The following is a 19,432-nucleotide window of genomic DNA, read 5'->3' on the forward strand; positions in this document are numbered from 1 at the left end:
CCACCCGCGACTACGTCGAACGCCGCACCGCTCAAGGCCTGTCCAAGACCGAGATCATCCGCTGCCTCAAGCGCTACCTCGTCCGCGAAATCTACTCCGCCCTCGTCTCCACCGCAGCCGGCAAAGATCTTGAAAAAGCGGCTTGACCATCTATAGGAGCATCACCTGGCCGCGGTGTCGTCCGTGAGGACGACAGATCACAGAGTGATGCCGCGGGCGGCGAGCCAGTCCTCGGGGTCGGTGGGCTTGCCGTTGATGCCGCCCTTGTGGATCTCGTAGTGCAGGTGGGGGCCGGTCGACTGCCCCTCGCTGCCCACCTTGGCGATCAGGTCGCCGGCGGTGACGGCGTCGCCGGCCTCGACGTAGAGGTGCCGCATGTGGCCGTAGACGTGCACGTTGCCGTCGGCGTCCTGGATGTAGATGGCCTTGCCGTACCCGGAGGCGGCACCGGCGCGCAGGACGACGCCGTCCGAGGCGGCCAGGATGGGCGTGCCCATCGGGGCGGCGAGGTCCAGGCCCCAGTGCATGCTGCCCCAGCGCATGCAGAAGCAGGTGGTCATCCGGCCCTGCGTGGGCAGCACGAACTTCGGCTGGCGGGCGGCCCGCGAGGCGGCGATCTCGTTGAGTCGCGCCTCGGCCTCGGCCTGGCTGATCTCGCCGCGGGCGCCGGCGAGATCCACCCCGCCGGCGAACCCGATGTCGGCGTCCATGCCCAGGCCGTAGTCCAGCCCCGACGCAGCGGCCGCGGCGTCGGGGTCGGTGCCGCCGGGCAGGGCGGCGATCAGCGCGCCGACGACCAGGGCGGCCAGCAGGAGGGCGGGTCTGCGGCCGGGCGCCATGGGGAGCCGGCGGCGGCCCCGGGCCCGGCCGAGGCGGGTGCCGGTGTGCGCCGCGGTGGAGTTCCCGGCCGGGTCGCCGGTGTCGTCGGTGTCGTCCGTGGCGCCGAGGTCGGCGGCGGTGGTGTCGTCGGGAATGCTGTCGTCGGCCGCCGTGCGGGGGGAGGGCACGGACGGGCGCGGCGATGCGGGCCGGGCGGTCGGCCGGGGGAGCTCGTCGAGCGTGATGCGGCCGGTCTCCCGGGCGTCGGTGGCGGCGGGACCCTCGGTGCGCGGCAGCGGGGGCACCGAGGTGGTGCCCAGGCCGATGGCCGGTCGCGATGACGTGGCGACGTCGGGCCACGATCGACCCACGAGATCATCCTGGCGGTACACCGCAGCACCTTCCGAGCGCAGCGCCACGGGGGGAGCCGCGGTGCTGAACGGGCACCAACTCGCCGCGGGCGGGAACTGGTGCGTGCACATCAGTTGTGCGCGGCGCCCCCGGACTGCTCCCTCAGGCGCCGTCCCGCACGCTATGCAGCCGCTCGAAGGCGACCAATCACTTGACGGGGTGTGTCGTTGTCATTGCGTTCCGTCAACAACATGCATCCCACGAGTCCCACGATCTGGTCGTTTCAGGCGACTGCCGTCTCGGTCGGTGGGGCGTCGACGGTCGTCCGCCGGCCGGCCAGCGTGGCGGCGACCTCGGCCACGACGGCCCGGTGGATGGGCAGGGACATGTGCCCCACCCCGCGGACGAGCACGTTGCGGGCCCGGAGGTCGGGGTGCTCGCAGCGGCCGACGGCCGAGGGGACCAGCAGCTGGTCCAGGTTGCTGTAGACGGCGGTGATCCGGGTCCGGCAGGCCGGCGCGGGCTCGGCGAGCTCCCGGATCAACGGCGAGCCGGGTCGTAGTTGGCCGACCAGCCCGGTGGGCAGCAGATGTGCCCACAGGGTGCCGGCGTGCGGGGTCCCGAGGGTGACGAGGGAATCGATCCGCCGATCTCCGTCCAGCCGTTGCACCAGGTAGCGGGCGACGAGTCCGCCGAGGCTGTGCCCGACGACGTGCACCCGGTCGTGGCCGGTCGACTGGCAGACCCGCTCGACGTGCGCCCCCAGGGCGGCCGCGGCGCTCTCGACGTCCCGCAGGAACGGGCTGTAGTTCCAGGAGCACACCTGGGCGAAACCGCGTCGGCGCAGGCTGCGGCGCATCACGGCGAAGACCGAGCGGTTGTCGACCAGCCCGTGCACCAGGACGACGGGGATCCGGGCGGCGAGCGGGTCGTCGGCGAACAGCGCCCGGACGCCGGGGGCCTGGGCGCCCGGCCGGTACCGGCCATCGGGGCGCAGCCGCTCGGTGCGGGTGCCGAGGGGGTAGAGCAGGGCGTGGGCCCCGACCCAGGCGAGCTCGGTGAGCCCGCCGGTCAGGCCGGTGGGGGAGAGGAGCGAGCGGAGCCCGGCCCGGACCGAGGGAACCGGTCCGGCCGGTACGTCGCTCCCGGCTCCGGATGCGCCGGCGTGCCACCCTGGGAGCGAGGGCGGGTCGGTGCTGGTCACCGCGTCTCCCTCCCGTCGAGTCCGGTCCCGCACCGGTGGGCGCGCCCCGGAGGTGTGCTCGCCGTGGCGGATGTGATGCCCGGGTGTGTCTGACATCACACATCGGCACCATCGGGCGCCGACGGAACCCTGCCGGGGCTGCCGGCCGACGGGTCGAGGGGGGCGACCCGGTGCCTGCCCCACCGCTGCAGACCGCCACCCGATGGAAGGGGACCCGTGCCCACCCGGAACCGCGCCTCCGAGTCCGGCCGGACCGCCGCGACGGCCCGGCGCTCCGCCGCCCGGGCCGGTAGGGCTGCGGGTCCCGGCGCCGGCACCGCGCCCCTCCCCGACCGGACCGACGTCGTCGTCGTCGGCGCCGTCCCGGTGACCGCGCGGGCGGCCGGCGTGCTGCTGGCCCTGGCCGGCCTGCTCGGCGCGGCCGCGGTCTTTCCGACCTACCTCGTCGTCGGCGGGGAGCCCGTCGCGCTGGTCACCGGCCCGCTGGAGGCGCTGGTGGCCCTGGTCGCACCGGTGGCCGCCGTCGTCGTCGGCACCGGACTGGCGCTGGGCCGGGTGCCGCGGCTGGGGCTGGCGTACGCCGCGGTGACCGGCACGCTCGCCGTCGGCCGGCTGCTGATCGAGCTCTACCAGGGCCACGGCTCCACGGCCCGCCCCGCGGTCGAGGTGCTGGCGGGGGAACGGGTGCTCACCAGCTCCGTGGACACCGGGGCCGGCTGGGTGCTCGGCGTCGCCGCGCTGACCGTCACCGTGCTGGCCGGGCTGATCGCGCTGGTGGCCTGGAGCCGCACGGTGATGGAGGACGGCGGCTCGCTGGATCCGCTGCGGCCCGCGCTGGCCGCGCTGGCCGCGCTCATCGGGGTGGGCGCCGTCCTCTGCCTGGCCCTGCCCGCCGCCGACGTGCCCGACCAGGTCGCGGTCGACCCCGTCACCGGGCTCGAGACCGTGGTGACCGTGGAAGGCCCGCAGGCGCTGCTGGAACGGCCCGGGCTGGCGTTGCTCGGTGGGCTGCTGCTGGCCGGCGCGCTGCTGCTGTGCTCGGTGATCGCGCCGTCGCTGCGCCCCCGGCTGGGTGCGGTCGGCGGCCTGCTGGCGGTGACCGTCTCCCTGCTCGCCACCGGCCTGGCCGGTGCGCGCGATGCCGCCCGCAGCGCCGACGTCGACTGGACGGTGCCCGGGATCGGCCTGCTGGTCCTGGCGGTGGCGTCGGCCGGCGTGACCGTGCTGGCCTGGCGGTGGCGGCCCGGCGGCCGGGCCGCGCGCACCCGTCGCTGAGCCCCGGGCGCGGCCCGGGGCCGGGTACAACGACCCTGCGCCGCTGTGAGACGCCCCACGCTGGCGGAGGCGCATGAGACAGGGCGGTGACGGGCGGGCTACGGTCCCTGCTCGTGGATCTCTTCGAGTACCAGGCCCGTGACCTGTTGGCCTCGCACGGTGTGCCCGTGCTCCCCGGCGGCGTCGCCGAGACACCCGAGCAGGCCGAGGCGATCGCGCGCGAGATCGCCGCGCCCGTCGTCGTCAAGGCGCAGGTGAAGGTCGGTGGCCGCGGCAAGGCCGGCGGCGTGAAGCTCGCCGACGACCCGGAGACCGCCCGGGCGCGCGCCCAGGACATCCTCGGGCTGGACATCAAGGGCCACATCACCCACCGGGTGATGGTCGCGCAGGCCAGCGACATCGCCGAGGAGTACTACTTCTCCTACCTGCTCGACCGGTCCAACCGCACCTTCCTGGCCATGGCGTCGGTCGAGGGTGGCATGGAGATCGAGGAGATCGCGGTCACCAAGCCCGAGGCGCTGGCCCGCATCCCGATCGACGCCACGGTCGGCGTCGACACCCAGAAGGCCACTGAGATCGTCGACGCCGCCGGGTTCCCCGCCGAGGTCCGCGACCAGGTCATCGCCATCGCCGTCCAGCTCTGGGACGTGTTCGCCAAGGAGGACGCCACGCTGGTCGAGGTGAACCCGCTGGCGAAGGCGCCCGACGGCACCGTGCTCGCGCTGGACGCCAAGGTCACCCTCGACGAGAACGCCGGCTTCCGGCACGGCGAGCACGATGCCCTCGAGGACGCCGGCGCCGCCGATCCGCTGGAGGCGGCGGCCAAGGAGAAGGACCTCAACTACGTCAAGCTCGAGGGCTCGGTCGGGATCATCGGCAACGGTGCCGGGCTGGTCATGAGCACCTTGGACGTCGTCGCCTACGCCGGCGAGGAGTTCGGCGGCGTGCGCCCGGCCAACTTCCTCGACATCGGTGGCGGCGCCTCCGCGCAGGTCATGGCCGACGGGCTGGGCATCATCCTGTCCGACCCGGCCGTGAAGAGCGTCTTCGTCAACGTCTTCGGCGGGATCACCGCCTGCGACGAGGTGGCCAACGGCATCGTGCACGCGCTGGGCATCCTCGGCGACGAGGCCACCAAGCCCCTGGTCGTCCGCCTCGACGGCAACAACGTGGAGGAGGGCCGGCGGATCCTCGCCGAGGCCGCCCACCCGCTGGTGACCGTGGTCGACACGATGGACGGTGCCGCCCGCCGGGCCGCCGAGCTCGCCGCGTAACAGAAGGACCCCCTTCCCCCACACCTCGCAAGCTCGGCGCGGGCCCCTGAAGGGGCCGTACCGGCGGCTCGCCAAGAACGGACTGAACAACATGTCGATCTTCCTCACCGAGAACAGCAAGGTCATCGTCCAGGGCATGACCGGTTCCGAGGGGCGCAAGCACACCCAGCGCATGCTCGCCTCCGGCACCGCCGTCGTCGGTGGCGTCAACCCCAGCAAGGCCGGCCAGAGCGTCGAGTTCGACGGCGCCTCGGTGCCCGTCTTCGGCTCCGTGGCCGACGCGATGAAGGAGACCGGGGCCGACGTCAGCGTCGTCTTCGTGCCGCCGAAGTTCGCCAAGGGCGCCGTCCTGGAGGCCGTGGATGCGCGAATCGGGATGTGCGTGGTCATCACCGAGGGCATCCCGGTGCACGACTCGACCTACTTCTGGGCGCACGCCCAGGGCGGTTCGACCCGGATCATCGGCCCCAACTGCCCGGGACTGATCAGCCCCGGACGCTCCAACGCCGGCATCATCCCGGCCAACATCACCCAGGCCGGGAAGATCGGGCTGGTCAGCAAGTCCGGCACGCTGACCTACCAGATGATGTACGAGCTCCGGGACATCGGTTTCTCCACCGCCGTGGGCATCGGCGGCGACCCGGTCATCGGGACGACGCACATCGACTGTCTGCAGGCCTTCCAGGACGACCCGGAGACCGAGGCCATCGTGATGATCGGTGAGATCGGTGGGGACGCCGAGGAGCGCGCCGCCGACTTCATCAAGGCCAACGTGACCAAGCCCGTCGTCGGCTACGTCGCCGGCTTCACCGCACCGGAGGGGAAGACGATGGGCCACGCGGGCGCGATCGTCTCGGGCTCGGCCGGGACGGCGGCCGCCAAGCAGGAGGCCCTCGAGGCCGCCGGCGTGAAGGTCGGGAAGACCCCGTCGGAGGCCGCCCGCCTCATGCGGGAGATCGTCGGAGGCTGAAGAAGGACCGCGTCCGCTCACCCTTCGCAAGCTCAGGGCGAGCCTCTGGACGCGGCCACTGCGCGGCGGGCCCCTGCAGGAGGGCCGCACCGCTGCCCGGTGCCCCGTACGGGGCGCCGGGCAGCGGCGTCTCCGGTGCTGTCCCGGTGCTGTCGCACCGGGCGGTGCGGCCGCCACGACCGCCGCGGGCGACCGGACGACGGGGAGGATGGCGGGCATGACGCCCGACGAGCAGCCCCGGGCCCGGAAGGGGTCGGCCACCCGCCGGCCGGCAGTGCACGACCTGGTCCCCGCGGCCGGCGCACTGCTGTACGTGGTGCTCGGCCTCCTGCCCTGGGCCGCGGTCACCCTCGACGTGCTCGGCCGGATCTCGGCCAGTGGCTACGGCTTCTCCGTCCTGGTGCCCATCGGCGCGGTCCTGCTGGTCGCCGCCGGGGCCTGGGCGCTGCTCACCGCCGTCGTCGCGGTGCCGGTGCCGTTTCCCCGTAGCGGCGTCACCCTCGGGCTCGCCGCGCCCGCGTTCCTGCTCACCCTGGTCACCTGGCTGCGCAGCACCGACTACGGCTTCGAGCCCGTTCCGCTGCTCGCCCTGCTGGTGACGGTCGCGGTCGCGGTCTCGGCGGCGCGGGCGTTGCTGCCGGAGCTGCGGGCGGCCGCCGGTGCCGGCCGGCCGGATCCGGTCGCGCACGACCCCGTCCCCGGTGACCCGCCCGCCGCGGGCGGCTGACCACCGGCCCGCGCGGTGCGACCGGGAACTCGCCCGACGCCCGGCGCGTGCGGCGGGCGTCCGTCCGCTGGGCTTGCGAGAGTGGAGGAGTGACGTCCCTGCTGCCTCGCCTGCCCCGCACGGCGCAGCGCCGGCCGGGGGAGCCGTGGGGCCCGGGCACCGGATGGGTGGCCGCCGCGACGGGGCTCGCCGTCACGGGAACCGGGCTGCTCGCCCTGCTCCTGGCGCTGGTCGTCGTCCAGCAGCTCGACCCGGCCGGTGGCCTGCCGTTGTCCTCCTCGGGTCAGGTCGCCGGACAGCTGTGGTTGCTCGCGCACGGAGCGGAGCTGCACGTGGCGTCCGGCCCGCTACGCATCGCCCCGCTGCTGCTCACCCTGGGCGTCGCGTGGGGGCTCAGCCGCGCCGGCCGGTCCGTCGTCGCGCTCCGGGAACTGCACGAGCCGGGGGCTGTCGCCGGCGCCGTGGCGGTGCTCGTCGGCGTGCACACCGCGCTCACCGTGGCCGTGGCCGCGCTGGTGACCGCGGCCGGAGCGTCGATCGGGCTCCTCCGGCCGGCGGCCGGAGCGGCCGTGCTGGCGCTCGTCGCCGGAGGGCTGGGCGTGCTCCGGGAGTCGGAACTGGGCGCCGCGGTGCTCGACCGGTTCCCCGGCCCGGCGACGGCGGTGTGCCGGGCGGCGCTGGCCGGCGCGTGGTGGCTGGCCGCCGGCTGCACCGCCGTCGTCGCGGTCGCGCTGGCCGTCGACATCGAGGGCGTGGCGGCGCTGACCACCGGGCTGGGCGGCGCCGGCGCCGGCGCCGCGGGTCAGGTGGGGCTCAGTCTCCTGCTGCTACCCAACGCCACCGCCGCCGTCATCGGCCTGGCCGCCGGGCCCGGCTTCCTGGTCGGCGCCGGCACCGTGATCTCCGTCGGGGGCGTCACGCTCGGCGGTGTCCCGGCGCTACCGCTGGTCGCCGCGCTGCCCGACACCCAGGCCGTGCCACTGCTGGCCTTCGTCTCCCAGGCGCTGCCCGTCCTCGCCGGTCTGGGCGTCGGGACCGCGCTGGGCCGCCGGATGGGCGATGCCGACGGCGGCACGGTCACCGCCGCGCTCTGGGGCATCGTCGCCGGGATCGGCGTCGGGCTGCTCGCCGGCGTGTTCGTGCTCCTGGGTGGAGGGCAGCTGGGCGACGCCGGGCTCGCGGAGGTGGGCGCGCCGGCGCTGGCCACCGGGCTGTCGGTCGCCGCCCAGGCAGGTCTGGCCGCCGCGCCGGCCGCCGCCGTCAGCCGGTGGCGGTCGCGCGGGTGACCGCGGGGGGTGACGCACCCCGCCGGACGGGCCCGGGCGGCCGATAGGGTCGGGCGGTGCCCGCCGCTGCGCCCGCCGTTCCGCGGGCCCGCGTGGTCGTGCTGCTGTCCGGGGCCGGCACGCTCTGTGCCGCGCTGCTCGCCGCGGCCGATGACCCGCGGTACCCCGCCGAGGTCGTCGCCGTCGGTTCCGACCGGGCCGCCCCCGGCCTGGACGCGGCCAGGTCCCGCGGCCTGACCACGTTCGTGACGCCGCTGCGGGAGCACCCCGACCGGGCCGCCTGGGACCGCGCGCTGGCCGTGGAGCTCGCCGTCCACCGGCCCGACTGGGTGGTCTGCGCCGGCTTCATGAAACTGCTGGGCCCGGCGGTGTTGGCGGCCTTCGCCGGCCGGGTCGTCAACACCCACCCCGCCCTGCTGCCCGCCTTCCCCGGGGCGCACGCCGTCCGGGACGCCCTCGCCGCCGGCGTCCCGCGCACCGGCGCCACCGTCCACGTGGTCGATGCCGGGGTCGACACCGGGCCGCTGCTCGCCCAGCGGCCGGTGCCGATCCGGCCCGGGGACGACGAGCCGCAGCTGCACGAGCGCATCAAGATCGTGGAGCGTGACCTCCTGGTCGCCACGGTGGCGAGCCTGGCCACCACCGGCCCCGCGGCCGCGCCGGCCGCCCGCCCCCAGACCACCCGAACCGGAACAGAGGAGACCAGTCGATGAGCGAGCGCACCCCCGTACGCCGGGCCCTGCTGGGCGTCTACGACAAGAGCGGCGTCGAGGAGCTCGCCCGCGGGCTGGCCGAGGCCGGCGTGGAGCTGGTGAGCACCGGCGCCACCGCGGCCCGGATCGCCGCCGCCGGCATCCCCGTCACACCGGTGGAGCAAGTGACCGGCTTTCCCGAGTGCCTCGACGGGCGGGTGAAGACCCTGCACCCGTCGGTGCACGCCGGGATCCTCGCCGACCGGCGCAGGCCCGAGCACGTCCGCCAGCTCGCCGAGCTCGGGATCACGCCGTTCGACCTGGTCGTGGTGAACCTCTACCCGTTCAGCGAGACGGTGGCCTCGGGTGCCACGCCCGACGAGTGCGTGGAGCAGATCGACATCGGCGGCCCGGCGATGGTCCGGGCGGCGGGGAAGAACCATCCGTCGGTGGCCGTCGTCGTCGACCCGGGCCGCTACGCCGAGGTGCTCGCGGCCGTGGCCGGGGGCGGCTTCACCCTCGCCCAGCGGCAGGGTCTGGCGGCCGAGGCGTTCCGGCACACCGCGGCCTACGACGTCGCCGTCGCCTCCTGGATGGGCAACGTGCTGGCTCCCGACGACGAGAGCGGCTTCCCGGAGTGGGTCGGGGGCAGCTGGGAGCGCACCGACGTGCTGCGCTACGGCGAGAACCCGCATCAGGGCGCGGCGCTGTACCGCAGCGGGCAGCCCGGGCTGGCCGACGCCGAGCAGCTGCACGGCAAGCAGATGTCCTACAACAACTACGTCGACACCGACGCCGCCTGGCGTGCCGCGCACGACCACGCCGACCCGTGCGTGGCGATCATCAAGCACGCCAACCCGTGCGGTATCGCGGTCGGCGCCGACATCGCCGCGGCGCACCGCAAGGCGCACGCCTGCGACCCGGTCTCGGCGTTCGGCGGCGTGATCGCGGCCAACCGCGAGGTCGACCTGACGCTGGCCGAGCAGATCTCCGAGGTGTTCACCGAGGTCGTCGTCGCCCCCTCGTTCACCGAGGACGCGCTGGGCGTGCTGACCGGGAAGAAGAACATCCGGCTGCTGCGCATGCCGGAGGCGCCGCGGCTGTCGGTGGAGCTGCGGGCGGTCAGCGGCGGGCTGCTGCTGCAGACCGCCGACCGGATCGACGCTCCCGGCGACGACCCGACCAGCTGGGCGCTGGCCTGCGGTGAGCCGCTGGACGCCGCCGCGCTCGACGACCTGGTCTTCGCCTGGCGCAGCGTGCGGGCCGTGCGCAGCAACGCCATCCTGCTGGCCAGCGACCGGGCGACGGTGGGCGTCGGCATGGGCCAGGTCAACCGGGTGGACGCCGCCCGGCTGGCCGTCGCGCGCGCGGGGGAGCGGGCCGCGGGGTCGGTGGCCGCCTCCGACGCCTTCTTCCCCTTCGCCGACGGCCTGCAGGTGCTGCTGGACGCCGGGGTGCGGGCCGTGGCCCAGCCGGGCGGGTCGGTGCGGGACGCCGAGGTGGTCGAGGCCGCGGCCGCGGCCGGCATCACCCTGTATCTCACCGGCACCCGGCACTTCGCCCACTGAAAGAGGACCAGCCTTCCCCCACGCCTCGCACGCTCGGCGCGGGACCCTGAAGGCTGGCCGTTCCAGTACGTCACCAGGCTCGCGGCGGGCCCTGCAGCGAGGCCAGGAACGAAGGACGAGGCCTGCTCTGATGCGGAACACCCGGCCGCACGTCGGCCCGCCGGAGTCCGGCACGTCCTGGGAGGGTGAGGATTTCGCTCGGGTCGACTGGGACTGCGCCGAGCTGGAGCGGGTGAAGGGTGGCCCCCGCGCCGTCAGACCACAGCGGTCCTACCGGACCGCGACCCCGGTCACCTCGGTTTTGGACCCGTGGAGAGCGCCTTCAGGGCGCCCAGCAGGCCCAGACCCGCGACGGCGGCGGTGAACCAGGCGCCGACGGCCCAGCGGGGGAGGTTCCAGTTCGCGTCGGCCAGCGGCACCAGGACGCCGGCCGCGACCACGAGGGACACCAGCAGGGCCAGCACGCCGAGGAACCGGTGGGTGCGGGCCGGGGCGTACATGAGCAGGCCCAGCACGAACAGCGCGATGCCGCCGCCCACGACGGCCAGCGGCTGCCACGATCCGGTGCCGCCCAGCGTCGCGGCACCCTGTCGGGCGTCGTCGAGGCCGGCGCGGACCAGGTCCAGCCCGGTCCCGCCGCCGTTCACCCAGACCACGAGCAGGCTCACCCCGGCGGCCATCCCGGCCAGCAGGAGCAGCAGCCCGGCCAGGGTGTCGGCCCGGCGGGCCGACACCGGGGCGGTGCTGTGGTCGGGCGCCCAGTCCTGGTCGCCGTCGCGGCCATCGTCCCCGTCGCCGGTGTCGTCGGGCTCGCCGAGGAGGTCGGCGAGGTGGTCGTCGTCCCGGCGCGAGGACGGCGGATCGAACCGCTGCGTGGCGTGCGCCGGGTCGTACGACGTCTCGTGCGGGATCTCGTACCGGTCCAGCGGGACCACCTCGGTCGGCTGGTCGGCCAGCGGCTGCCCGGCCGTACCGCGGTACGCCGTGCTGCCGTGCCCGGTGCTGCCGGCGGCATCGGTCATCGGGAGTTCTCCTGCGCGCAGACGGGGCGGTCGGTGCTGCGAGCCTAGGGTGGCCGGGGGCTCGGGACCGGGACGTCGGGCAGACTGGGGCCGTGGTGGCGACGACGTTGGACGGCAAGGCGACCGCGGCAGCGATCCGTGCCGAGCTCACCGGGCGCGTGACGGCCCTCGCGGCGGCGGGACGGCGTCCCGGACTGGGCACCCTGCTGGTCGGCGACGACCCGGGCAGCCGCTGGTACGTCTCGGCCAAGCACAAGGACTGCGCGCAGGTCGGTATCGCCAGCCTGCAGCGGGAACTGCCGGCCACCGCCGACCTCGCCGATGTGCTGGCCGTCGTCGACGAGTTCAACGCCGACCCCGACTGCACCGGCTACATCGTGCAACTGCCGCTCCCGCGGGGGCTGGACGAGAGCGTCGTCCTCGAGCGGATGGACCCGGCCAAGGACGCCGACGGCCTGCACCCGGTCAACCTCGGCCGCCTCGTCCTCGGCGTCCCCGCGCCGCTGCCGTGCACCCCGCAGGGGATCGTCGAGCTGCTGCGCCGCTACGACGTGCCGCTCGCCGGCGCCGAGGTGGTGGTGATCGGCCGCGGCATCACCGTCGGCCGGCCGCTGGGCCTGCTGCTGACCCGGCGCACCGAGAACGCCACCGTGACCCTGTGCCACACCGCCACCCGCGACCTCGCCGCACACACGCGCACGGCCGACGTCGTGGTGGCCGCGGCCGGCGTGCCCGGGCTGATCACCGCAGACATGGTCAGGCCGGGCGCCGCCGTCCTCGACGTCGGGGTGAGCCGGGTGGACGGCAGGATCGCCGGGGACGTCGCTGCCGACGTCGCCGGGGTCGCCGGTCACGTGGCCCCCAACCCCGGTGGGGTCGGCCCGATGACCCGGGCGATGCTGCTGGCCAACGTGGTCCTCGCCGCCGAGCAGGCCGTGGGCGCCGAGGCGCTGACCGCATGAGCTCCCCGGCCGCCCCGTCCTCGGACAGCCGGCCGCCGCTCTATGTGCGGCGGCCGCTGGTGGCCGGCCTGGTCCGCCAGTGGCCGCTCTTCCTGGTGATCGTCGTCGTCGGGGTGGGGCTGGCGATGGTCGCTCTCGACCACTGGCGGCGGGGCCTGCTCGTCGTCGGCCTGGCCCTCGCCGTGGCCGCGCTGTTCCGGCTGCTCCTCCCGCTGCCCCGGCTGGGCTTCCTCGCCGTCCGCAGCCGGACGATGGATGTCACCCTCACCGCCGGTGCCGGTCTGACCATCGCCGTCCTCGCGCTCACGCTGCCCAGCGACTGACCCGCGCGGGCGCCCGGTGCCGGCAAGGCGCTAGGTTGGCGGACATGGCAGAGCAGGCTCGGAGGGGCAAGGTCACCGTTGTCGGCGCCGGCTTCTACGGCTCCACCACCGCACTTCGGCTCGCTGAGTACGACGTCTTCGAGACCGTCGTGCTCACCGACATCATCGAGGGCAAGCCCGAGGGCCTGGCACTGGACATCAACCAGTCGCGGCCGATCGAGGGCTTCGAGACGACGGTGGTCGGCGTCGGCGGCGGCTCCTACGAGGGCACCGAGGGCTCCGACGTCGTCGTCATCACCGCGGGGCTGCCCCGCAAGCCCGGCATGAGCCGGATGGACCTCATCGAGACCAACGCCGGCATCGTCCGCCAGGTCGCCGAGAGCATCGCGCAGACCTCGCCCGACGCCGTGCTCATCGTGGTGTCCAACCCGCTGGACGAGATGACCGCGCTGGCCCAGCTGGCCAGTGGATTCCCGAAGGGCCGGGTGATGGGCCAGGCCGGGATGCTCGACACCGCCCGCTTCACCAACAACATCGCCGGGGAGCTCGGCGTCCCGGTGTCCTCGGTGCGCACGCTGACCCTCGGCTCGCACGGCGACACCATGGTGCCGGTGCCGTCCCGCTGCACCGTCGACGGCAGGCCGCTGGCCGACGTGTTGCCCGCCGACCGCATCGAGCACCTGGTCACCCGCACCCGCAACGGCGGCGCCGAGGTGGTCGCGCTGCTCAAGACCGGCTCGGCCTACTTCGCCCCGTCCGCGGCCGCCGCCCGGATGGCCCGTGCGGTCATCGAGGACTCCGGTGCCTGCATGCCGGTGTGCGCCTGGGTCGACGGCCAGTACGGCATCTCCGGTGTCTACCTCGGCGTCGAGGCCGAGATCGGCCGCGAGGGCGTGCGGAAGGTCGTCGAGACCGACCTGTCCGAGAGCGAGCTGGCAGGTCTGCGCGAGGCGGCCGAAGCCGTCCGTGCGAAGCAGTCCGACGTAGCCGACCTCTGAGGAAGGACCCCGCTGCCCCCCACCGCTCGCACGCTCGCGGCGGGGCCCTGCAACGGGGCCATGAACGCAAAAGGAGAACACGTGAGCAAGATCAAGGTAGAGGGCAAGGTCGTCGAGCTCGACGGCGACGAGATGACCCGGATCATCTGGCAGTTCATCAAGGACCAGCTGATCCTGCCGTACCTCGATGTGGACCTGGAGTACTACGACCTCGGCATCGAGGCGCGCGACGCCACCGACGACCAGATCACCGTCGACGCCGCCAACGCCATCAAGCAGCACGGCGTGGGCGTCAAGTGCGCCACCATCACCCCGGACGAGGCGCGGGTCGAGGAGTTCGGCCTCAAGCGCATGTACCGCTCGCCCAACGGGACGATCCGCAACATCCTCGGCGGCGTCATCTTCCGCGAGCCGATCATCATGGCCAACGTGCCCCGCCTGGTGCCGGGCTGGACCAAGCCGATCATCGTCGGCCGTCACGCCTACGGCGACCAGTACCGCGCGACCGACTTCAAGTTCCCCTCCGCGGGCCGGCTGACGGTCACCTTCACCCCCGACGACGGCTCCGAGCCGATCGAGCACGAGGTCTTCCAGGCGCCCGGCGCCGGCATCTCGCTGTCGATGTACAACCTCGACGCCTCGATCCGCGACTTCGCCCAGGCCTCGCTGAACTACGGCCTCGACCGCGGCTACCCGGTCTACCTGTCCACGAAGAACACGATCCTGAAGGCCTACGACGGTCGCTTCAAGGACATCTTCGAGGAGGTCTACCAGGCCGAGTTCGCCGAGAAGTTCAAGGCCGCCGGCATCACGTACGAGCACCGGCTGATCGACGACATGGTGGCCGCCTCGCTGAAGTGGGAGGGCGGTTACGTCTGGGCCTGCAAGAACTACGACGGCGACGTGCAGTCCGACACCGTCGCCCAGGGCTTCGGCTCGCTGGGCCTGATGACCTCGGTGCTGGCCACCCCGGACGGCCGTACGGTCGAGGCCGAGGCCGCCCACGGCACGGTCACCCGGCACTACCGCCAGCACCAGCAGGGCAAGGAGACCTCGACCAACCCGATCGCGTCGATCTTCGCCTGGACCCGGGGGCTGGCCCACCGCGGCAAGCTGGACAACACCCCCGAGGTGACCCGCTTCGCCGAGACGCTGGAGAAGGTCTGCGTCGACACCGTCGAGAGCGGTCAGATGACCAAGGACCTGGCGCTGCTGATCTCCAAGGACAGCCCGTGGCTGACCACCCAGGACTTCCTGGCGGCCATCGACGGCAACCTGCAGAAGGCCATGGCCTGAGCAGTGGCCTGAGCAGTGGCCTGACGCCTCGCTGAACGCACCGGCCTCCTCGACGCACCGTCGAGGGGGCCGTCTGCGTTCCGGGGCGGATCGGCCGGGCGAGATCGGGGACATGGGGCGGCAGGTGGCCGACTGGCGGCCCCAGATCCCCGATCTGGGCAGCCTGTGGATGGCGACAGGGACGGACGTCGCCGGTGCGGCAGGGTGGCGCGGTGCCCGCTCCTGCCCGTCCCGCCCAGCTCGTGGGCCGGGTCTTCCGGGGCACCGAAGCGATCGCCGGCGGGCTGCTGACCCGCGACGCTCTGCGCAGCCGGTGTTGGCGCCGGCTCTTCCGGGACGTCTACGCAGACGCGGCCCTGCCCGACGACCACCGCCTGCGGCTGGCCGGCGCTGCGCTGCTCGTTCCGCCGGACGCCGTCGTGTCGGGCCGGTCGGCGGCCTACCTGCTCGGCCTGCGCGAGGCGGTGGACGAGGCCAGCCCGGTCGAGGTGACCATCCGGCCGGGCTGCCGGTTCGGGCCGGTCGCCGGGCTCCGGGTCCGGCGGGCTCCCGTACCGGCCGCCGACATGGTCGGCAGAGGCCGCCACCGCTGCACCAGCGAGGTGCGGACCGCGCTGGACGTCGCCCGCCTGGAGCCCCTGCTCGAATCCGTGCCGCTGCTCGACGCGATGCTCGGCCGGTCCGTCGTCGACCACTCCGTGCTGACGGCGGCCGCGACCGCGCTACCCACGGGTCGGGGCTGTCGCCGCGCCCAGCAGGCGGTGGCCCTGGCGGACGAGCGGGCCGAGTCCCCGCCGGAGTCACGGTTGCGCGTGCTGCTCACCCTGGCCGGTCTCCCACCGGTCCCGCAGTGGCGGGTCGGCCGGCCGGACGGGGTGTTCATCGCCCGGGTGGACCTCGGCTACCCGGCGGCGAAGGTGGCCGTGGAGTACGACGGTGCCTGGCACGGCGCACCCGGCGAGCTGGGCCGGGACCGGCGGCGGATCAACGCGCTGGTCCAGGCGGGGTGGCGGGTGCTCTACGTGACCGCCGCGGACCTGCACCGACCCGGCGAGGTGGTCGCCCGGGTGCGAGCACTGCTGGCCGCCGCCGAGATCGGGGTCGTGGGGCACTCGACCGGGCGCTGACAGCCCTACATCCCCGATCTCGGCAGTAGCGGCGCTCAGGTGCCGAACAGCTGGGTCCACCAGGGTCCGCCGCTGCCGGTGGCCACCCCCAGGCCCATGGTCCGGTAGGCGCAGTTGAGGATGTTCTGCCGGTGACCGGGGCTGTCCAGCCAGGCCTGCACCACCGCGGCGGCGTCCTGCTGCCCGCGGGCGATGTTCTCCGCCCGGGCGTTGGTCACCCCGGCGCGCTCGGCGCGGTCGAACGGCGAGAGCCCGTCGAGGTCGGTGTGGTCGAAGAACCCGCGGTCGCGCATCCCCGCACTGTGCGACCGGGCGACGCCGGCCAGCCCGGAGTCGGCGGTCACCGCGCCGCAGCCGGCGGCGGCGCGGGCCTCGTTGACCAGTGCGAGCACCCGGTTCTGATCGTCACCGGCGGGCGCAGGGGCCGGCGCCGGCACTCGAGCGGGGGCCGGCGCGGGAGCCGGTGCCGGTGCGGGCTTCGGCGGCGCCTTCGGCCCGGGGGTCGTGGCGGGCGTCGTTGCGGGCGGGACGTCGGCGGACGGGACGTCGGCGGACGGGTCGGCCGGCGCCGGTACGGCCGGGGTCGGGACCTCCGTCCCGGGCGCCGCGGGCGCAGCGACCGCCGGCTCCGCCACCGGGGCCGGCGGCACGACCAGCGTCCCGCCCACCGACGACGGGACGCCGGACGCCCCGGTCTTTCCGTCGGTCTCCCTGTCGGCCTCCTCGTCGGGCTCCACCGTCGCCGCGGCCGCCCCGCCCTGCCCGGCGCCGTCGAGCAGCGGGCTGGTCGCCCCACCGAGCAGCGGCGCGACCAGCGCGAGCGTCATCAGCACCGTCAACGCCAGGGACGACACCCAGCCGGGGTCGTCCGCCCCCGACGCGGGGCGGGCCCACCCCGCGACGGCCGTCCGGAACCGTCCGGGCGCGAGCGGCGGTGGAGATGTGGGGCGGTGGCGCACGGGCACGTCCCTTGGAGATCACGAATCGTTACGGGACCGAGACTAACCGTATTCGCTCACGCACGGAAGGTGCTCAGGGGCGGTGAGTGACCGGTGCCGCGCGGCCCGAGCTCCCGCGGGGCCCGGCTACCGTGGTCGTCTGCGGGAGCCCCGGTGTCGAGGCCCCCACCCGAGGAGGAGCACGTACACCGGTGAGCGACGTCTGGCTCAACATCGTCATGGTCTTCGGGTTCGTCCTGCTGGGGGGCACCTTCGCCGGGGCGGAGATCGCCCTGGTGTCGCTCCGGGAGTCCCAGGCCCGCTCGCTCGGGGAGTCGGGTGGACGGCGCGGCAAGGCGCTCACGAAGCTGCTTGCCGAGCCCAACCGGTTCCTCGCCGCGGTGCAGGTGGGCGTCACGCTGGCCGGGTTCTTCTCGGCCGCCTTCGGCGCCAGCACCCTGTCCGGGCCGCTGGCCGACTGGCTGACGAGCCTGGGCGTGGAGCCGGGGGTGGCCGACCCGGTCGCCTTTGTGCTGGTCACCATCGCGATCAGCTACCTGTCGCTGGTGGTCGGCGAGCTGACGCCCAAGCGGCTGGCGCTGCAGCGGGCGGAGGGCTTCTCCCTGCTGGTGGCCGCGCCGCTCAACGGGATCGCGACCGCGTTCCGGCCGATCATCTGGGTGCTGTCGAGGTCCACCGACCTGCTGGTGCGCCTGCTCGGCGGTGACCCCCGGGCCAGCGGCGAGTCGATCGGGGAGGAGGAGCTACGCGACCTGGTGGCCGCGCACGAGGCCTTGAGCAGCGACGAGCGGCGGCTGATCGACGACGTGTTCCGGGCCCGGGACCGAGAGGTCCGCGAGGTCATGACCCCGCGGACCGAGGTCGACTTCCTGGACGCGTCGACGACCGCCAGCCGGGCCGCCAAGCTGGTCGCGGAGTCCAGCCGGTCGCGGTACCCCGTGGTGGGGCGCAGCGAGGACGATGTCATCGGCTTCGTGCACGTCCGTGACCTGCTGCTGCCCAACCACCCGGCCGGCCGGGCGGCCACCGTCGGCGACCTGTCCCGCGAGGTGAAGCAGCTCCCCGGCACCGCCGGCGTCCTCACCGCGCTGTCGGAGATGCGCCGGGAGAACGCGCACTTCGCGATCGTCGTCGACGAGTACGGCGGCACCGACGGCATCGTCACCCTCGAGGACCTCATCGAGGAGGTCATCGGGGAGATCTACGACGAGTACGACGAGGAGGTTTCCCGGGACAGCGACGAGCCGGCCGGCGGCCCGCACGAGGTGGACGGCCTGCTCAACCTGGACGATTTCGCGGTGACCACCGGACTGCACCTGCCCGAGGGTCCCTACGAGACCGCCGCCGGCTACGTGCTCGCGGCGCTGGGCAGGCTGCCGGTCCTCGGCGACACGGTGACGGTGGAGGGGCGGGAGCTGGCCGTGCTCGAACTCGACGGACGCCGCATCTCCCGGCTGTCGGTCTCGCCGGCCGCGCAGCCGGAGCCCGGCTCGGACGACGTGCCCGCCGAGCCGGCCACCGGTTAGGCCCCCGTGCAGGGGCCCGCTGCGAGCTCGCGAGTGGCGGGGGGCAAGGGGGTCCTCTTACCGGGCGAATTCCCACGCATCGCCCACGATGCCGACCAGGTCGGTGTGCTGCGGAGCCCAGCCCAGGTCGGCGCGGATCCGGTCGGAGCTGGCCACCAGCCGCGCCGGGTCGCCGGCGCGGCGCTCGCCGACCACCACCGGGACCTGGTGCCCGGTGACGGTGCGCACCGCCTCGACGACCTCGCGCACGGAGAAGCCGGTGCCGTTGCCCAGGTTGTAGACCCGGTGCTCGCCCGGCGCGGGTGCCGGCAGCGCCAGCAGGTGCGCGGCGGCGAGGTCGTGCACGTGCACGTAGTCGCGGATGCAGGTGCCGTCGGGGGTCGGGTAGTCCTCGCCGAACACCGTCATCGCCTCGCGGGTTCCGGCGGCGACCTGCAGGGCGATCGGGATGACGTGGGTCTCGGTGGCGTGCCGCTCGCCGCAGCCGTGGGCGGCGCCGGCGACGTTGAAGTACCGCAGGCTCACCGCGGCGAACGAGTGCGCCACCGCATAGGACGTGAGCATGTGGTCGACGGCGAGCTTGCTGGCGCCGTAGGTGTTGGTCGGCCTGGTCGGCGCGTCCTCGCGGATGGGTACCTCGTCGGGCTCGCCGTAGGTGGCCGCGGTGGAGGAGAAGACGATCCGCCGGCAGTCGACGGCTCGCATCGCCTCCAGCAGGGCCAGCGAACCGCCCACGTTGGTGTGCCAGTACTCCTCCGGCGTGACCTGGCTGGCCCCGACGAGGCTCTTGGCCGCGAAGTGCAGCACCGCTTCCGGCCGGACGTCGGCCAGCACCGGCCCGGAATCGTGCAACGAGGCGCGCACCAGGGCCGCCCCGGCGGGGACGGCGTCGGCGTGGCCGGTGGACAGGTCGTCGAGCACGGTCACCTGGTGACCGGAATCCAGCAGTGCCGCGGTGACTACGCTGCCGATGTAGCCGGCACCGCCGGCGACGAGTACGTGCATGCGCATCACCCTAGAGACGCCGTCCGCCCTGCGCCGTGCCACGGCCCG

The 19,432-nt window shown here is 74.3% G+C and carries 18 protein-coding genes; 13 read left to right on the top strand and 5 right to left on the bottom strand.

All coding sequences use genetic code 11. The features are described from left to right. Positions 1-197 precede the first annotated feature (197 nt). Together ACYVG5_RS20255 and ACYVG5_RS20260 are read right to left on the bottom strand one after the other, a co-directional pair. Complete coding sequence (locus ACYVG5_RS20255; RefSeq protein WP_460683488.1) at positions 198-1,190, bottom strand: M23 family metallopeptidase; 993 nt, start codon at positions 1,188-1,190, stop codon at positions 198-200. 263 nt (positions 1,191-1,453) lie between these two features. Then, positions 1,454-2,374, bottom strand: coding sequence for an esterase/lipase family protein (locus tag ACYVG5_RS20260; RefSeq protein ID WP_460683489.1), 921 nt, complete (start codon positions 2,372-2,374; stop codon positions 1,454-1,456). Positions 2,375-2,590: 216 nt separating this feature from the next. Here ACYVG5_RS20260 and ACYVG5_RS20265 point away from each other — a divergent pair, with 216 nt between their 5' ends. The 7 genes from ACYVG5_RS20265 (at position 2,591) to purH (ending at position 10,166) form a co-directional block, all read left to right on the top strand. Next, the gene (locus ACYVG5_RS20265; RefSeq protein ID WP_460683490.1) at positions 2,591-3,649 is read left to right on the top strand and encodes a hypothetical protein; all 1,059 of its coding nucleotides are present in this window, start codon (positions 2,591-2,593) and stop codon (positions 3,647-3,649) included. 113 nt (positions 3,650-3,762) lie between these two features. Further along, positions 3,763-4,923, top strand: a complete 1,161-nt coding sequence (gene sucC / locus ACYVG5_RS20270; protein WP_222050484.1) for an ADP-forming succinate--CoA ligase subunit beta — start codon at positions 3,763-3,765, stop codon at positions 4,921-4,923. A gap of 91 nt (positions 4,924-5,014) precedes the next feature. Beyond that, on the top strand, positions 5,015-5,893 hold the full coding sequence (gene sucD / locus ACYVG5_RS20275; RefSeq protein ID WP_222050483.1) for a succinate--CoA ligase subunit alpha: 879 nt from the start codon (positions 5,015-5,017) through the stop codon (positions 5,891-5,893). A 217-nt stretch (positions 5,894-6,110) separates the two neighbouring features. Then, positions 6,111-6,620, top strand: a complete 510-nt coding sequence (locus ACYVG5_RS20280; protein ID WP_222050482.1) for a hypothetical protein — start codon at positions 6,111-6,113, stop codon at positions 6,618-6,620. Positions 6,621-6,709: 89 nt separating this feature from the next. Beyond that, a complete protein-coding gene (locus ACYVG5_RS20285) occupies positions 6,710-7,906 on the top strand; it encodes a cell division protein PerM (protein WP_222050481.1) in 1,197 nt (398 codons plus the stop codon). Positions 7,907-7,962: 56 nt separating this feature from the next. After that, on the top strand, positions 7,963-8,619 hold the full coding sequence (purN, locus tag ACYVG5_RS20290) for a phosphoribosylglycinamide formyltransferase (protein WP_222050480.1): 657 nt from the start codon (positions 7,963-7,965) through the stop codon (positions 8,617-8,619). Continuing rightward, positions 8,616-10,166: a bifunctional phosphoribosylaminoimidazolecarboxamide formyltransferase/IMP cyclohydrolase gene (gene purH, locus ACYVG5_RS20295; protein ID WP_222050479.1), complete on the top strand. Its 1,551-nt coding sequence runs from the start codon at positions 8,616-8,618 to the stop codon at positions 10,164-10,166. Before purN ends, purH begins: the two co-directional genes overlap by 4 nt. A gap of 290 nt (positions 10,167-10,456) precedes the next feature. On the opposite strand, the gene ACYVG5_RS20300 is transcribed toward purH, so the two are convergent. Continuing rightward, complete coding sequence (locus ACYVG5_RS20300; RefSeq protein ID WP_246631062.1) at positions 10,457-11,188, bottom strand: hypothetical protein; 732 nt, start codon at positions 11,186-11,188, stop codon at positions 10,457-10,459. A gap of 92 nt (positions 11,189-11,280) precedes the next feature. Between ACYVG5_RS20300 and ACYVG5_RS20305 the strand changes: the two genes are divergently transcribed. From ACYVG5_RS20305 to ACYVG5_RS20325, 5 genes are all read left to right on the top strand, one after another. Next, positions 11,281-12,150 carry a bifunctional methylenetetrahydrofolate dehydrogenase/methenyltetrahydrofolate cyclohydrolase gene (locus ACYVG5_RS20305; RefSeq protein WP_460683491.1) on the top strand — a complete coding sequence of 290 codons (870 nt, stop codon included), beginning with the start codon at positions 11,281-11,283 and terminating at the stop codon, positions 12,148-12,150. Further along, positions 12,147-12,473, top strand: coding sequence for a DUF3017 domain-containing protein (locus ACYVG5_RS20310; protein WP_222050478.1), 327 nt, complete (start codon positions 12,147-12,149; stop codon positions 12,471-12,473). Before ACYVG5_RS20305 ends, ACYVG5_RS20310 begins: the two co-directional genes overlap by 4 nt. A gap of 44 nt (positions 12,474-12,517) precedes the next feature. Further along, on the top strand, positions 12,518-13,471 hold the full coding sequence (gene mdh, locus ACYVG5_RS20315; RefSeq protein WP_222050477.1) for a malate dehydrogenase: 954 nt from the start codon (positions 12,518-12,520) through the stop codon (positions 13,469-13,471). 81 nt (positions 13,472-13,552) lie between these two features. Beyond that, complete coding sequence (locus ACYVG5_RS20320; protein ID WP_222050476.1) at positions 13,553-14,767, top strand: NADP-dependent isocitrate dehydrogenase; 1,215 nt, start codon at positions 13,553-13,555, stop codon at positions 14,765-14,767. A 212-nt stretch (positions 14,768-14,979) separates the two neighbouring features. Then, entirely contained in the window at positions 14,980-15,894 is a 915-nt protein-coding gene (locus ACYVG5_RS20325) for an endonuclease domain-containing protein (RefSeq protein WP_222050475.1), read from the top strand. A gap of 35 nt (positions 15,895-15,929) precedes the next feature. Here ACYVG5_RS20325 and ACYVG5_RS20330 read toward each other — a convergent pair whose 3' ends face one another. Continuing rightward, a complete protein-coding gene (locus ACYVG5_RS20330; protein ID WP_460683492.1) occupies positions 15,930-16,748 on the bottom strand; it encodes a CAP domain-containing protein in 819 nt (272 codons plus the stop codon). A gap of 296 nt (positions 16,749-17,044) precedes the next feature. On the opposite strand from ACYVG5_RS20330, the gene ACYVG5_RS20335 reads away from it, so the two are divergent. Beyond that, the gene (locus ACYVG5_RS20335) at positions 17,045-18,379 is read left to right on the top strand and encodes a hemolysin family protein (protein WP_222050474.1); all 1,335 of its coding nucleotides are present in this window, start codon (positions 17,045-17,047) and stop codon (positions 18,377-18,379) included. A 57-nt stretch (positions 18,380-18,436) separates the two neighbouring features. Here ACYVG5_RS20335 and galE read toward each other — a convergent pair whose 3' ends face one another. Further along, positions 18,437-19,384: a UDP-glucose 4-epimerase GalE gene (galE, locus tag ACYVG5_RS20340; RefSeq protein WP_222050473.1), complete on the bottom strand. Its 948-nt coding sequence runs from the start codon at positions 19,382-19,384 to the stop codon at positions 18,437-18,439. Positions 19,385-19,432: the final 48 nt, after the last annotated feature.

The sequence above is a fragment of the Modestobacter lapidis genome (assembly GCF_054780755.1).

What these genes read in the sequence shown, in the direction of transcription:
- purH (WP_222050479.1), top strand. Translation starts at nt 8,616, where the DNA reads ATGAGCGAGCGCACCCCCGTACGCCGGGCCCTGCTGGGCGTCTACGAC.
- ACYVG5_RS20280 (WP_222050482.1), top strand. Translation starts at nt 6,111, where the DNA reads ATGACGCCCGACGAGCAGCCCCGGGCCCGGAAGGGGTCGGCCACCCGC.
- mdh (WP_222050477.1), top strand. Translation starts at nt 12,518, where the DNA reads ATGGCAGAGCAGGCTCGGAGGGGCAAGGTCACCGTTGTCGGCGCCGGC.
- ACYVG5_RS20300 (WP_246631062.1), bottom strand. Translation starts at nt 11,188, where the DNA reads ATGACCGATGCCGCCGGCAGCACCGGGCACGGCAGCACGGCGTACCGC.
- galE (WP_222050473.1), bottom strand. Translation starts at nt 19,384, where the DNA reads ATGCACGTACTCGTCGCCGGCGGTGCCGGCTACATCGGCAGCGTAGTC.
- sucD (WP_222050483.1), top strand. Translation starts at nt 5,015, where the DNA reads ATGTCGATCTTCCTCACCGAGAACAGCAAGGTCATCGTCCAGGGCATG.
- ACYVG5_RS20310 (WP_222050478.1), top strand. Translation starts at nt 12,147, where the DNA reads ATGAGCTCCCCGGCCGCCCCGTCCTCGGACAGCCGGCCGCCGCTCTAT.